The 13,610-nt window shown below is 60.0% G+C and carries 11 protein-coding genes; all 11 read left to right on the top strand.

Features of this window, described 5'->3' with window-relative positions:
- The first annotated feature begins 4 nt into the window (after positions 1-4).
- Positions 5-1,618: an ABC transporter permease gene (locus tag AC3WK5_RS02000; RefSeq protein WP_256585269.1), complete on the top strand. Its 1,614-nt coding sequence runs from the start codon at positions 5-7 to the stop codon at positions 1,616-1,618.
- Entirely contained in the window at positions 1,615-2,721 is a 1,107-nt protein-coding gene (locus AC3WK5_RS01995; protein ID WP_103318546.1) for an ABC transporter ATP-binding protein, read from the top strand. Before AC3WK5_RS02000 ends, AC3WK5_RS01995 begins: the two co-directional genes overlap by 4 nt.
- A 466-nt stretch (positions 2,722-3,187) precedes the next feature.
- Positions 3,188-4,327, top strand: a complete 1,140-nt coding sequence (gene arnB, locus AC3WK5_RS01990; RefSeq protein WP_019690500.1) for a UDP-4-amino-4-deoxy-L-arabinose aminotransferase — start codon at positions 3,188-3,190, stop codon at positions 4,325-4,327.
- A gap of 5 nt (positions 4,328-4,332) precedes the next feature.
- The gene (gene arnC / locus AC3WK5_RS01985; RefSeq protein ID WP_054597464.1) at positions 4,333-5,352 is read left to right on the top strand and encodes an undecaprenyl-phosphate 4-deoxy-4-formamido-L-arabinose transferase; all 1,020 of its coding nucleotides are present in this window, start codon (positions 4,333-4,335) and stop codon (positions 5,350-5,352) included.
- Entirely contained in the window at positions 5,349-7,340 is a 1,992-nt protein-coding gene (gene arnA, locus AC3WK5_RS01980) for a bifunctional UDP-4-amino-4-deoxy-L-arabinose formyltransferase/UDP-glucuronic acid oxidase ArnA (RefSeq protein ID WP_054597465.1), read from the top strand. Before arnC ends, arnA begins: the two co-directional genes overlap by 4 nt.
- A complete protein-coding gene (gene arnD / locus AC3WK5_RS01975) occupies positions 7,340-8,224 on the top strand; it encodes a 4-deoxy-4-formamido-L-arabinose-phosphoundecaprenol deformylase (RefSeq protein ID WP_054597466.1) in 885 nt (294 codons plus the stop codon). Before arnA ends, arnD begins: the two co-directional genes overlap by 1 nt.
- Positions 8,221-9,870 carry a lipid IV(A) 4-amino-4-deoxy-L-arabinosyltransferase gene (gene arnT / locus AC3WK5_RS01970; RefSeq protein ID WP_103318547.1) on the top strand — a complete coding sequence of 550 codons (1,650 nt, stop codon included), beginning with the start codon at positions 8,221-8,223 and terminating at the stop codon, positions 9,868-9,870. The genes arnD and arnT overlap by 4 nt, the downstream gene beginning before the upstream one ends.
- On the top strand, positions 9,867-10,211 hold the full coding sequence (arnE, locus tag AC3WK5_RS01965; RefSeq protein WP_019690505.1) for a 4-amino-4-deoxy-L-arabinose-phosphoundecaprenol flippase subunit ArnE: 345 nt from the start codon (positions 9,867-9,869) through the stop codon (positions 10,209-10,211). Before arnT ends, arnE begins: the two co-directional genes overlap by 4 nt.
- Positions 10,208-10,621: a 4-amino-4-deoxy-L-arabinose-phosphoundecaprenol flippase subunit ArnF gene (gene arnF / locus AC3WK5_RS01960; RefSeq protein WP_103318549.1), complete on the top strand. Its 414-nt coding sequence runs from the start codon at positions 10,208-10,210 to the stop codon at positions 10,619-10,621. Before arnE ends, arnF begins: the two co-directional genes overlap by 4 nt.
- A complete protein-coding gene (locus AC3WK5_RS01955) occupies positions 10,618-11,991 on the top strand; it encodes a UDP-glucose dehydrogenase family protein (protein WP_054597468.1) in 1,374 nt (457 codons plus the stop codon). Before arnF ends, AC3WK5_RS01955 begins: the two co-directional genes overlap by 4 nt.
- Positions 11,992-12,005: 14 nt before the next feature.
- Positions 12,006-13,610 (top strand): ArnT family glycosyltransferase, encoded by a 1,605-nt coding sequence (locus AC3WK5_RS01950; protein ID WP_103318550.1) that lies wholly within the window; start codon positions 12,006-12,008, stop codon positions 13,608-13,610.

Raw genomic sequence — 13,610 nt, 5'->3', positions numbered from 1 at the left:
TCCGATGTCCAAGCCAGTCGCGCTGCCAGAAGCTAGTAAAGTCGTCGATCTGACGACTCTGGCCAACCCTCGTCAACACCCTCGCCGCGTCTCCGGGAGGCGCAGCGGCTCGTGGGTGGTGGCCATATCCATTCTGGTGTCGTTGCTGGCCCTGCTGCCGTTGGCGTTTGTCATCGGCATTTCCATCAAGACCGGCTGGGCGACGATTGCCGAGCTGGTCTTCAGGCCCCGAGTGGCCGAACTTTTGATCAACACCGTGTTGCTGGTGGTGATCACGATTCCCCTGTGTATCGCGCTTGGCGTGGCACTCGCCTGGTTGACCGAACGCACCGATTTGCCGGGCCGCCGCCTCTGGTCGGTGCTGGCAACGGCACCGATTGCGGTGCCGGCCTTTGTCCACAGTTATGCCTGGGTCAGCCTGGTGCCACCGATTCACGGGTTGTTTGCCGGGGTGCTGGTTTCGGTTATCGCCTACTTCCCGTTCCTCTATCTGCCAGTCGCCGCCACCTTGCGGCGCCTTGATCCGGCCATCGAGGATGTGTCCGAATCGCTGGGCCTGAAGCCCTGGGCGGTGTTTTTCCGGGTCGTGCTGCCGCAACTGCGCCTGGCCATCTGTGGCGGCGCCTTGCTGGTCGGCCTGCACTTGCTGGCCGAATACGGCCTGTACGCGATGATTCGCTTCGACACCTTCACCACGGCGATCTTCGACCAGTTCCAGTCGAGCTTCAACGGCCCGGCGGCGAACATGCTGGCCGGGGTGCTGGCGCTGTGCTGCCTGCTGATGCTGACCGCCGAGTCCGCGTCCCGAGGTCACGCCCGTTACGCACGAGTCGGTTCCGGCAGTGCGCGCCTGCAACGCACTCAGCGGCTGACACGCAACACCAAAGCCGCAGCATTGTTGCTGCCAATCGTCACCAGCGTGCTGGCCCTCGGTGTGCCTCTGATTACCCTGGCCCAATGGTTGATTGCCGGTGGCGCGGACGTCTGGCGCATGGCGGAAATACTTCCGGCATTGAAGCAGACCCTCGTTCTGGCCAGTGTCGGCGCGCTCATCACCACCTGCGCAGCCGTTCCGGTGGCCTGGTTGTCGATACGCTCGCCGGGGCGCCTGCATCGCATCCTGGAAAGCTGCAACTACATCACCAGTTCATTGCCGGGAATCGTCGTGGCGCTGGCCCTGGTGACCGTCACCATCAGCTTTGCCCGGCCGATTTACCAGACCACCATCACGGTACTGCTGGCGTACCTGCTGATGTTCTTGCCACGCGCGCTGGTCAGTTTGCGCGCCGGTATTGCCCAGGCACCGGTAGAACTGGAAAATATCGCCCGCAGCCTGGGCCGCTCGCCGAGCCAGGCGCTATGGCTGATTACCATGCGCCTGGCCGCACCAGGGGCCGCCGCCGGCGCAGCGCTGGTGTTTCTGGCGATCACCAATGAACTGACCGCAACCCTGCTGCTCTCGCCAAGTGGCACCCGCACCCTGGCCACCGGTTTTTGGGCCATGACCAGCGAAATTGACTACGCCGCAGCGGCCCCTTATGCGCTGATCATGATTTTGCTGTCGCTTCCGTTGACCGCACTTCTCTATCATCAATCCAAACGCACGGCAGGCCGATGAACGCTCTCGAACTGAACTCCATCTACAAAACCTTCGGCGCCCTGCCTGCCTTGGACAACGTCAGCCTGTCGGTGCCAGCGGGCAGTCGCACGGCCATCGTCGGCCCTTCCGGCTCGGGCAAGACCACCCTGCTGCGGATGATTGCCGGGTTCGAGTTTCCCGATTCCGGCAGCATCACGCTCAACGGCGAGACACTGGTCGATGGTTCGACCGAAGTCCCCGCGCATCAGCGCATGATTGGTTATGTGCCACAGGACGGTGCGCTGTTTCCACACATGACGGTTGCCGGCAACATTGCCTTTGGACTGTCGGGTGATGCCGCGTTGAAGCAAGCACGCGTCGCCGAGCTGATGGACATGGTGTCGCTGGATGCACGCATGAGCCAGCGCTGGCCACACGAGCTTTCCGGTGGTCAACAACAACGGGTAGCCCTGGCCCGCGCCTTGGCGCAACGACCTCGGCTGATGCTGCTGGACGAACCCTTCTCGGCACTGGACACCGGCCTGCGGGCGTCCATGCGCAAAATGGTTGCCAAACTTCTGTCAGACACCGGCGTGACCACCATCCTGGTGACTCACGATCAGTCTGAAGCGTTGTCATTTGCCGATCAGCTGGCCGTGATGCGTCAGGGCCGTCTGGTACAAACCGGGCAACCGATGGATCTGTACCTGCATCCTCGCGATGAAGAAACCGCGCTGTTCCTCGGGGACGCCGTGGTCATGCCGGCGCGGGTCGAAAATGGTTACGCGATCTGCGACCTGGGACGGGTTCATGTCAGCAGTACCTCGCCAAACGGTGCAGCGCAGATCATGTTGCGGCCCGAGCAGTTGCAGATTTCCAGTCAGCCCGCCGATCTGGAACAGGTGGATGGCTGCATCGGGGTGGTGACCGATCGCGACTTTGGCGGCAATACCTGCACCTTGACGGTGGAACTGAAGCAACCCTCACTTGCTACGGATGGACAGTCAGCAAGCCGCTCGTTACTGGTTCGCAGTTCCGGGGTGCACGCACCGGCTGCTGGCAGCCTGGTACACATTTCAACTCTCGGCAGCGCGCACGTGTTGACTGAGCCTGCTCGCCGCCAGGCGGTCGCGACGCCATAGCTTGCAGCTTGCAGCTTGACGCGAACTCAGGGTGAAGTAGTCTTGGCAAGCTATTTACTATCTTTTTAGCGATGTGCGGGCCAATTGCCGACTTTCCTTGCAGCGCCTGAAAAATGGCAACAGCTGTCAGAAAGGACTGTAAGTGTTGAAAAACCCTGAACATTTGCTGTAAAGGTTACAGTTAAACATTCTCGACACCGGTTTTTCATGTCCCTTTCACATTTTCGAGATTACCCTCTGCGCATCCGGAGCGATGCCTTTGGGCCACTCAAACTGCGGAGCGACAAAATAAAAGTCAATTAGTGCACTTTTTCCAGAAGATTGGTTAACTGATTGATATACTTTTTGTTTTTTCGTCTACGCTGTCACCGACTTCGCCTCGAGGCACCGCTTCGAGCTGATTCGCAAGTTGTGCTCCGACTTGCCGCCTTAAAGGGCTGTTGACATATCCAAACCCGAGGTCCACATGAATCAGGCTTTTCTCCCCTTCTCTCGCCCAAGCATCGGTGATGAAGAAATTGCCGCTGTTGAGCAGGTGTTGCGCTCTGGCTGGATCACCACCGGGCCGAAGAACCAGGAGCTGGAGGAGCAATTCGCACAGTACACAGGCTGCCAGCACGCCGTCGCACTGTCTTCTGCAACCGGCGGCATGCACATCACGCTACTGGCGCTGGGTATCGGCCCTGGCGATGAAGTGATCACGCCTTCGCAGACCTGGGTCTCGACCGCCAACATGATCTGCCTGTTGGGCGCTACCCCGGTATTTGTCGACGTCGACCGTGACACCCTGATGACCGATGTCCAGGCCATCGAAGCCGCCATTACCCCGCGCACCAAAGCCATCATCCCGGTGCACTACGCCGGCGCCGCGTTCGATCTCGACCCGCTCTATGCGCTGGCAGACAAACACGGCATCGCCGTCATCGAAGACGCCGCCCATGCTGCCGGTACCCGTTACCGTGGCCGCGCCATTGGCGCCCAGGGCACCGCGATCTTCTCGTTCCACGCGATCAAGAACATGACCTGCGCCGAAGGCGCAATGTTCGTCAGCGACAATCAGGCGCTGGCCGATCGAGTGCGCATGCTCAAGTTCCATGGCCTCGGCGTAGACGCCTACGATCGCCTGACCCACGGCCGTAAACCTCAGGCCATGGTCATCGAGCCTGGCTTCAAGTACAACCTGGCCGACATCAACGCAGCCATTGCACTGGTGCAGCTACAGCGCCTCGACGAGATCAACGCCAAACGCACCGCATTGGCGCAGACCTACCTGCAACGCCTCGAAGGCCTGCCGGTACAACCGCTGAGTGTACCGACCTACCCGCAACAACACGCCTGGCACCTGTTTATACTGCGCATTGACGCCGAGCGTTGCGGGATGGATCGCGAGGCGTTCATGAAGGCCCTGCAAGAACAGAATATCGGTACGGGTATTCACTTTGTGGCCACCCACCTGCACACTTACTACCGTCAGCGATTCCCGGGCATTCATCTGCCCAATACCGAATGGAACTCGGCACGACTGTGCTCGATCCCGCTGTTCCCCGACATGACTACCGACGATGTCGAACGCGTCGTTGGCGCCATTGAAAACATTCTGGACTGAAGCCTTTGAAGCCATATCCAATTAACTGCGTGTCGATCGTTATCCCGGTCTACAACGAAGAAGAAAGCTTGCCTGAATTGCTGCGCCGGACCGAAGCGGCCTGTCAGCTACTCAAACACGAGTACGAAATCGTCCTGGTCGATGACGGCAGCCGTGACAATTCGGCGCAAATTCTCGAAGAAGCCGCCGAGCGCGAAGGCAGCCAGGTCGTTGCGGTCATTCTCAATCGCAACTACGGCCAGCACGCGGCAATCATGGCCGGTTTCGAGCATTGCAAAGGCGATGTGGTCATTACCCTCGACGCCGACCTGCAGAACCCGCCGGAAGAAATCCCCCGTCTGGTGGAACAGGCCGAGCTGGGCTACGACGTGGTTGCCACCGTGCGCAACAATCGCCAGGACTCGGCCCTGCGCCGCTGGCCGTCGAAACTGATCAACCTGGCCGTGCAACGCTCCACCGGTGTCGCCATGAGCGATTACGGCTGCATGCTGCGCGCCTACCGCCGCACCATCGTCGACGCCATGCTGGCCTGCCGTGAACGCAGCACCTTCATCCCGATCCTGGCCAACAGCTTCGCCCGCCACACCACCGAGATTCTGGTGCAGCACGCCGAGCGCGAGCATGGCGAGTCGAAGTACAGCCCGATGCGCCTGATCAGTCTGATGTTCGATCTGCTGACCTGCATGACCACTACCCCGCTGCGACTGCTGAGCATCATCGGTTTCAGTCTGGCGGCGCTGGGCATGTTGTTTGCCTTCCTGCTGATTTTCCTGCGCCTGATCTTCGGCGCCAGCTGGGCAGGAGGTGGCACCTTCGTACTGTTCGCCGTGCTCTTTGTGTTCACTGGCGGCCAATTCATCGGCATGGGCCTTCTGGGTGAATACCTGGGCCGCATGTACAGCGATGTCCGCGCCCGTCCGCGGTTCTTTATCGAAAAAATCCTACGTAACAAACCCGCTAGTCCTGCTCCCGTTGCCACTGTCGACGGTCTGCCTTCCACCACTACTGATCAGGTTTCGCCATGAGTTCAAAAGCTGTTGTTTTCGCCTATCACGACATTGGCTGTGCAGGTATCGAAGCACTGCTCAACGCAGGTTTCGAGATTGCTGCCGTGTTCACCCACGCCGACGATCCGAAGGAAAACACCTTCTACGGCTCGGTCGCTCAACTGTGCGCCCGCAAAGGCATTCCTGTGCATGCACCGGAAGACGTCAACCACCCACTGTGGATCGAGCGCATTGCCAAGCTGAACCCGGACTACCTGTTCTCGTTCTACTACCGCAACCTGTTGGGCGAGCAACTGCTGGCTACCGCCCGCAAAGGCGCGTTCAACCTACACGGCTCGTTGCTGCCAACCTACCGCGGTCGCGCTCCAGCGAACTGGGTACTGGTCAACGGTGAAACCGAAACCGGCGTAACCCTGCACCGCATGGTCAAGCGTGCCGACGCTGGCGCAATCATTGCCCAGCAACGCGTCGCGATCGAGCGTGCCGACACCGCACTGACCCTGCACGGCAAGCTGCGCGAAGCTGCTTCGAACCTGCTGCGTGACACCCTGCCATTGCTGGCTCAGGGCAAAATCACCGAAACCGCCCAGGACGAATCCAAAGCCTCTGTTTACGGTCGTCGTACCGCGGCAGACGGCAAGCTGGTCTGGAAGAAGCCGGCTGAAGAGCTGTTCAACCTGGTTCGCGCCGTGACCCAACCTTACCCGGGTGCTTTCTGCGCCGTGGGCGAGCACAAACTGATTGTCTGGAGCGCTGAAGTCGTCAAGGGCAACGAAGGTCTGGCACCAGGCCGTGTGATCAGCGTTGATCCGCTGCGTATCGCTTGCGGCGAAGACTCGCTGGTTGTCACTTCCGGTCAGCGTAACGAAAACGGTCTGTACCTGAGCGGCCCGCAACTGGCCAATGAGCTGGGTCTGGTCGACGGTTCCGTACTGCGTGGCGCTGAATCGGGCCGTGCCCCGCGTCGTACCCGCGTACTGATCCTCGGCGTCAACGGCTTCATCGGCAACCACCTGTCCGAGCGCCTGCTGCGTGACGACAAGTACGACGTCTATGGTCTGGACATCGGTTCCGACGCTATCGAGCGTCTGCGCAGCCATCCAAACTTCCACTTCGTCGAAGGCGATATCAGCATTCACTCCGAGTGGATCGAATATCACATCAAGAAGTGCGACGTGGTTCTGCCGCTGGTGGCCATCGCCACTCCAATCGAATACACCCGCAACCCACTGCGCGTATTCGAACTGGACTTCGAAGAGAACCTGAAACTGGTTCGCTACTGCGTGAAGTACAACAAGCGCGTGATCTTCCCGTCGACTTCCGAAGTCTACGGCATGTGCCAGGACAAGAACTTCGACGAAGACACCTCGAACCTGATCGTTGGTCCGATCAACAAGCAACGCTGGATCTACTCGGTCTCCAAGCAACTGCTGGACCGCGTAATCTGGGCCTACGGCGCCAAAGGCCTGAACTTCACCCTGTTCCGTCCGTTCAACTGGATGGGCCCACGTCTGGACCGTCTGGACTCGGCACGTATCGGTAGCTCCCGCGCCATCACCCAGCTGATCCTGAACCTGGTGGAAGGCACCCCGATCCGTCTGTTCGACGGCGGCGAGCAGAAGCGCTGCTTCACTGACATCGCCGACGGCATCGAAGCCCTGGCGCGTATCGTTGATAACGAAAACGATTCGTGCAACGGCCAGGTCATCAACATCGGTAACCCGGACAACGAAGCCAGCATCCGTCAGTTGGGCGAAGAGCTGCTGCGTCAGTTCGAAGCTCACCCACTGCGCGCCAACTTCCCTCCGTTCGCCGGTTTCCGCGACGTAGAGAGCAAGGCCTTCTACGGCGCTGGCTACCAGGACGTGGAACACCGCAAGCCAAGCATCGAAAACGCCAAGCGCCTGCTGAACTGGGAGCCAACCGTTGAGATGAGCGAAACCATCGGTAACACGCTGGACTTCTTCCTGCGCGAAGCCATGCTCGAAATCGCGGACAAGCGCTGATGCAGGCAGGTCTTCGGATCGATGTCGACACCTACCGAGGTACCCGTGAGGGGGTACCCCGGTTGTTGGAGATGCTCGATGAAGCACAAGTCAAGGCGACGTTTTTTTTCAGCGTTGGTCCGGACAACATGGGGCGCCATTTATGGCGCCTCATCCGTCCGCAGTTCCTCTGGAAAATGCTCCGCTCCAATGCCGCAGGTCTGTACGGCTGGGACATCTTGCTGGCCGGCACCGCCTGGCCAGGCAAGCCCATCGGCCGTGACCTGGGGCACCTGATGCGCCAGACCCTCGCGGCTGGCCATGAAGTGGGTTTGCACGCCTGGGATCACCACGGCTGGCAAGCCAACGCAGGGCGCTGGAGCGATGCCGAGCTGATCGAGCAGATTCGCCGGGGCGTCGACACCCTCAGCGATATTATCGGGCAGCGCGTGGACTGTTCGGCGGCCGCCGGTTGGCGTGCCGATGAGCGGGTCATCGAGGCCAAGCAGCATTTTGGCTTCCGTTACAACAGCGACTGTCGCGGACAAAGCCTGTTCCAGCCTCGGCTGGCAGACGGCAGCCTCGGCACGCCACAAATTCCGGTCGACTTGCCAACCTTCGATGAAGTGGTGGGTCCCGTCGTAGCAGCCAATGAGTTCAACTCATACATTCTTGACCGATTCAGCCCCTCGAAGCTGAACGTATATACGATACATGCGGAGGTAGAAGGGATTCTGATGGCAAACGATTTCCGTCAACTGCTGGTTGATGCGCGTCAGCGTGACATCCAGTTCCAGCCGCTGGGTAACCTCTTGCCCGCCCAACCGACAACCCTGCCTCAGGGGCGCGTAATACGTGGCGCCCTCGAAGGCCGAGAAGGATGGTTGGGAGTGCAAGGCGCATGACCAAACGCTGGGCTTTGCCGTTACTGCTTATCGCTTTCGGTCTGGTCTATCTGTTGCCGCTGGGCACGCATGGTCTGTGGATTCCGGATGAAACCCGTTACGCCCAGGTCAGTCAGGAAATGCTCCTGAGTGGCAACTGGGTGTCGCCGCATTTCATGGGCCTGCGTTATTTCGAGAAACCGATTGCCGGTTACTGGATGATCGCCATCGGCCAGGCCGTGTTCGGCGAGAACCTGTTCGGGGTGCGCATTGCGTCGGCACTCGCGACTGGTTTGAGCATCGTGCTGACCTACCTGATCGCACGCAGGCTCTGGAACGATCCGCGTAAAAGCATCGCCAGCGCATTGCTCTACATGAGCTTTGCCGTAGTCGCGGGTCAAGGCGGCTATTCCAACCTCGACCCGCAATTCACGTTCTGGGTCGACCTGAGCCTGGTAGCCTTGTGGTTCGCACTGGACAGCAGCAGCCGCAATGCGCGGCTGGTGAGTTGGGCAACCCTGGGGCTGGCCTGCGGCATGGGCTTCCTGACCAAGGGTTTCCTCGCCTGGTTGCTGCCGGTATTGATCGCCCTGCCCTACATGATCTGGCAAAAACGCTGGCGTGAACTGTTGGCGTACGGCCCGATGGCTATCGTGGTCGCGATTGTCGTCAGCCTGCCGTGGGTCCTGGCCGTGCATGCGCAGGAACCCGACTACTGGCGTTTCTTCTTCTGGCATGAACACATTCGCCGCTTTGCCGGTGACGACGCGCAGCACGCAGCGCCGTGGTGGTTCTACCTGCCGATGCTGGTAGCGTTCAGCCTGCCGTGGGCGGCATTCCTGCCGTCGGCGCTCAAGCAAGCGTGGCAAACCAGACGTCAGGCCAGCACCGGCTTCCTGCTGCTGTGGCTGGTCCTGCCGTTGGCGTTTTTCAGCCTGAGCAAAGGCAAGTTGCCAACCTACATCCTGCCGTGCCTGTTGCCCCTGGCGCTGTTGATGGGGAACACACTGATTGACCGACTGAACCTGGGGCAAAGCCGGCTGTTCAAGGTCAACGGCCTGCTGAACCTGGTCATCGGCCTGACCACCTTGCTGGCGATGGTTTACCTGCAACTGAAAAAACCCGTGTATGTCGATGAAATGCACAGCCTGGTGCTGGTGTTCATCGTGCTCATGGGCTGGATCCTGTCCAACCTGTTGCTGGTGGTTCGACCGTTGAGCGCATGGGCTGCGCCGGCAATCGGCAGCTGGCTGCTGATCGCCATCCTGCCGGCCGCACTGCCGCACTCGGTGGTCTACAACAAGATGCCCGACCAGTTTGTCCTCCAGCACATTGACGAACTCAGCCAGACCAAAAGCCTGCTGAGCAATGACCTGGGAGCTGCCTCCGCGGTGGCCTGGCGTCTGCAACGCCCTGAAGTGGCGTTGTACAACACCATCGGCGAAGTGAAATATGGCCTCGACTACCCGGATGCCGCGGCACGTCGGGTCGATACCGACCACGTGCAACAGTGGATGAGCGAAGCCCGCAAGACCGGCCCGGTGGGTGTCGTCATGCGCGTCAAGGGTGACGATGAAGTCCACGAACTCGACCTGCTGCCCAAGGATGGCAAGCGTTACGAGCAAGGCAACATGGTCATTCTGATCATTCCACAGAGCGCGCCATGACCCTGATTTTGCTGTTGTCCGCCTGTCTGCTGACCTGCATGGGCCAGATCGCCCAGAAATACGCCGTGGAAAGCTGGCGCGGCAAGGACTCCGGATGGAGCGAAAAACTGCTCTCGCCGTGGTTGTGGCTGGCGCTGGCATGCCTGGGCTTTGGCCTGCTGGTATGGCTGCTGGTGTTGCAGCGCCTGGAAGTCGGTATCGCCTACCCGATGCTCAGCCTCAACTTTGTGCTGATCACCCTGGCCGCCCACTTCGTCTTCCACGAAACCATTGATCGCCGTCACTGGATCGGTGTTGCGCTGATCATCGCCGGCGTCGTTCTGCTCGGGAGGCACGCATGAGCCTTCGTCGTGGCATCAGCTTTGCCATGGGCAGCGTCGCGCTGGTCAGTGCCGCCCAGTTGGGCATGCGCTGGAGCATGAGCCATTTGCCACTGCCCGATCAGTGGCAGCAGGCCCTGAGCAACGGCAGCATCGACCTGCTCGCGATCGGCGTGGTACTGGCGTCGATCTGCGCTTACGCCCTGTCCATGCTGTGCTGGCTCGCCGCTCTGCGCGATCTACCGCTGGGCCGGGCCTACTCGCTGTTGAGTATCAGCTATGCACTGGTGTATCTATTGGCCGCCAGCCTGCCGCTGTTCAACGAAAATTTCAGTCTTTCCAAAACACTCGGGGTGGCCTTGGTCATCCTCGGTGTCATCACTATCAACTCTCGAACTGCTCGCGCCACAGAAGTCAGGAATGCCTCATGAAAATCAGTGTAATTGGTAGCGGTTATGTCGGTCTGGTGCAGGCGACTGTCCTGGCTGAAGTCGGTCATGATGTCGTCTGCATGGACGTCGATCAGAACAAGATCAAAATGCTGCAGAAAGGCCACGTCACTATCTTTGAACCAGGGCTGGAGAGCATGGTCAAGGAGAACCTGGAGAGCGGGCGCCTGCACTTCACCAGCGACGAGAAAATGGCCATCGAGCACGGTCAGGTCCTGTTCATCGCTGTCGGCACACCGTCTGACGAGGACGGCTCGGCCGACCTGAAATATGTCTTGTCCGTGGGTGATGCAGTTGCACGCCATCGCGTCGAGCCGCTGATCCTCGTGGAAAAGTCCACTGTTCCTGTCGGCACCGGCGACACCCTGCGCGCACACATTGAAGGCGTGCTGAAAAAAGCCGGGCGCACCCTGGAATTCGATATCGTCTCCAACCCGGAATTCCTCAAGGAAGGCTCGGCCGTCAGCGACTGCCGCCGCCCTGACCGCATCGTCATCGGTTGCGAGCGCGAAGAAGTCCGTGAAGTGATGCGCGACCTCTACGCCCCCTTCAACCGCAACCATGACCGCATCATGTTCATGGATCTGCGCAGCGCCGAGCTGACCAAGTACGCAGCCAACTGCATGCTCGCGACCAAAATCAGCTTTATCAACCAGATCGCCGAACTGGCCGAACACCTGGGTGCGGATATCGAAGCCGTACGCATGGGCATCGGTGCAGACCAGCGCATCGGCTACCACTTCATCTACCCTGGCTGCGGCTATGGCGGTTCGTGTTTCCCGAAAGATATGCGCGCATTGATCCACAGCGCCCAGGAAGCCAATTGCTCCAGCGACCTGCTGGAAGCGGTCGAGGCCATCAACCAGCGGCAGAAACACAAGCTGTTCGAACGCATCAATGCGTTCTACAAAGGCGAGCTGAAAGGCAAGACCTTCGCGCTCTGGGGCCTGGCATTCAAACCCAACACCGACGACATGCGCGATGCGCCAAGCCGCGTGCTGATGGAATCGTTGTGGGCTGCCGGCGCACACGTACGTGCATTCGACCCTGAAGCCATGCAGGAAACCCAACGCCTGTACCCGGATCAACCGAACCTGTCGCTGATGGGCACGCCGGAATCCGCACTGGTTGGCGCAGACGCGTTGATCGTGTGCACCGAATGGCAACAGTTCAAGGCGCCGGACTTCAAGTTGATCGAAGAGCGTCTCAAAGCTCCGGTGATCTTCGACGGTCGCAACCTGTACGACGCCGAACGCCTGGCACGTAAAGGCTTCAAGTACTTCCCGATGGGTCGTGGCGAGTCGCGCAACCTGCCAATCCCTCAGCAACAGTGGCCAGCTTCGTCCGTCTAAGCCCAGGAGGCCGCGTGCACGCATATCCATCGACAGGGATCCGTCAACAATCGTTAGGTCTGGGGCTACTGGCGCTGCTGCTGTTCTGCGCCGGGGTCTACCAGCAATCGGCGATCGGATTCGACACGCGGTTTGTACTGTTTGCCCAGGAAATGCTGCGCCATGGGCCGGGATTCTTCCCGACCACCTATGGCCAGCCTTACGCTGATTACTGGGCCACCTCGACGTTTTTTACCTGGCTGCTTTCGCTGCCCTTTGGCCAGGTAAACGCGTTGACGGCCTGGTTACCCAGCGCCATTGCCTCAGCGACGATCGTCACGCTGATGTACCGGTTGGTAGCGCCCTACTCCAGAACCTGGGCGCTGATCAGCATTGCCTTGATGATGCTGAGCAATACCTTCATCACCGAAACCCGCGCCGTGTCCCTCGACCAGATGGTCGCGGCCGTGACCTTCGCCGTGTTCTATCTGGGCTATGCCGCTGACCACTTTCAGGCACCGCGACGACTGCCGCTGATACTCGCGTTGCTGGTGCTCGGTTTTGCCATTCGCGGGCCTATCGGCCTGGTGGTGCCTACCGGCGTCTTGTGCAGTTATTACCTGCTCAATGGCCAGTGGCGGCGGATGATCACGATCGGCTTGCTGGCAGCTTTGCTGCTGGCAGCCGGTATTGGTTTGTTGCTGTGGCTGGCCAACGCCAGTGGCGGTCCGACCTTCGTGCAAGACGTGATCCGCATGCAGTTCATGGGGCGCATGGATGGCCGCGAAGGCGCGAGCGGTCCGCTGTTTTACTTCAGCAGCTCGCTGGGCAACTATGCGCTGGCGTATCCCTTGGCGGTAGTGGTGCTGGCCGCGGTGTTGCTGTTCGGCCGCAAGGATCGCGGACCGGCGTTGCGCCTGCTGACCTTGTGCACCGCTGCCGGGCTGGTCGTGATGATTGGCCTGTCGATTCCGATGGCAAAAAAAGCCCGCTACATGCTGCCGATGCTGCCGATGGCGGCGATCATTGCGGCGTATCCGTTCCAGGCGCAGGGCCGGGTGTTCCAGTGGTTGCGCGGCCTGATGCAGGGCCTGTGGCTGCTGATTCCTGGTCTGCTGATCGTCGGGCTGCTGGTCGCCAAGCGACGCTTCCCGGAACATCTCACCTCGGTGACGGCGGTGATGACGATTCTCGGTGTGTTGCAGGTGATCGCACTGGGGCTGTTGTTCAAGCCACGCGTGCGTACAGTGGGCCTGGCGTTCACCGCAGTGCTGGCATTGTGGTCGACCTACATTCTGGTGTTCGAGCCCGCAGAGCGCAGGCTCTTCGACACCCGTACGTTCAGTCGTGCAGCCTTTGAGCTGATCCAGAAAGACCCGGCGCCTGTGGTCTTGCACGCCATGGGCAAAGACGCCAAGGCGATCAAGTTCATGGTCAACGTCGAGCATGATCTGTTCCCGGTCTTCACTCATTCAGTGCAAGAACTGGAAAACCTGAAAGGTCCTGCCTGGCTGGTGATGGAAAAGAGTGACTACGAGGCCCTGAAAGGCTCTCGGTTGGCAACATTGCAACCGGTGCTGAACGGGAACTTCGACAAGGACGATTACGTCCTGCTGCATCTGGTACCCGTGCAGCCCTGA

The sequence above is a fragment of the Pseudomonas sp. FW306-02-D09B genome (genome assembly GCF_058782685.1).
Note: the sequence above shows the minus strand (reverse complement) of the source record. Positions and strands in the feature narration are given on the sequence as shown.

What these genes read in the sequence shown, in the direction of transcription:
- AC3WK5_RS01995 (WP_103318546.1), top strand. Translation starts at nt 1,615, where the DNA reads ATGAACGCTCTCGAACTGAACTCCATCTACAAAACCTTCGGCGCCCTG.
- arnD (WP_054597466.1), top strand. Translation starts at nt 7,340, where the DNA reads ATGCAGGCAGGTCTTCGGATCGATGTCGACACCTACCGAGGTACCCGT.
- arnB (WP_019690500.1), top strand. Translation starts at nt 3,188, where the DNA reads ATGAATCAGGCTTTTCTCCCCTTCTCTCGCCCAAGCATCGGTGATGAA.
- AC3WK5_RS01955 (WP_054597468.1), top strand. Translation starts at nt 10,618, where the DNA reads ATGAAAATCAGTGTAATTGGTAGCGGTTATGTCGGTCTGGTGCAGGCG.
- arnT (WP_103318547.1), top strand. Translation starts at nt 8,221, where the DNA reads ATGACCAAACGCTGGGCTTTGCCGTTACTGCTTATCGCTTTCGGTCTG.
- arnE (WP_019690505.1), top strand. Translation starts at nt 9,867, where the DNA reads ATGACCCTGATTTTGCTGTTGTCCGCCTGTCTGCTGACCTGCATGGGC.
- arnA (WP_054597465.1), top strand. Translation starts at nt 5,349, where the DNA reads ATGAGTTCAAAAGCTGTTGTTTTCGCCTATCACGACATTGGCTGTGCA.
- AC3WK5_RS02000 (WP_256585269.1), top strand. Translation starts at nt 5, where the DNA reads ATGTCCAAGCCAGTCGCGCTGCCAGAAGCTAGTAAAGTCGTCGATCTG.
- arnF (WP_103318549.1), top strand. Translation starts at nt 10,208, where the DNA reads ATGAGCCTTCGTCGTGGCATCAGCTTTGCCATGGGCAGCGTCGCGCTG.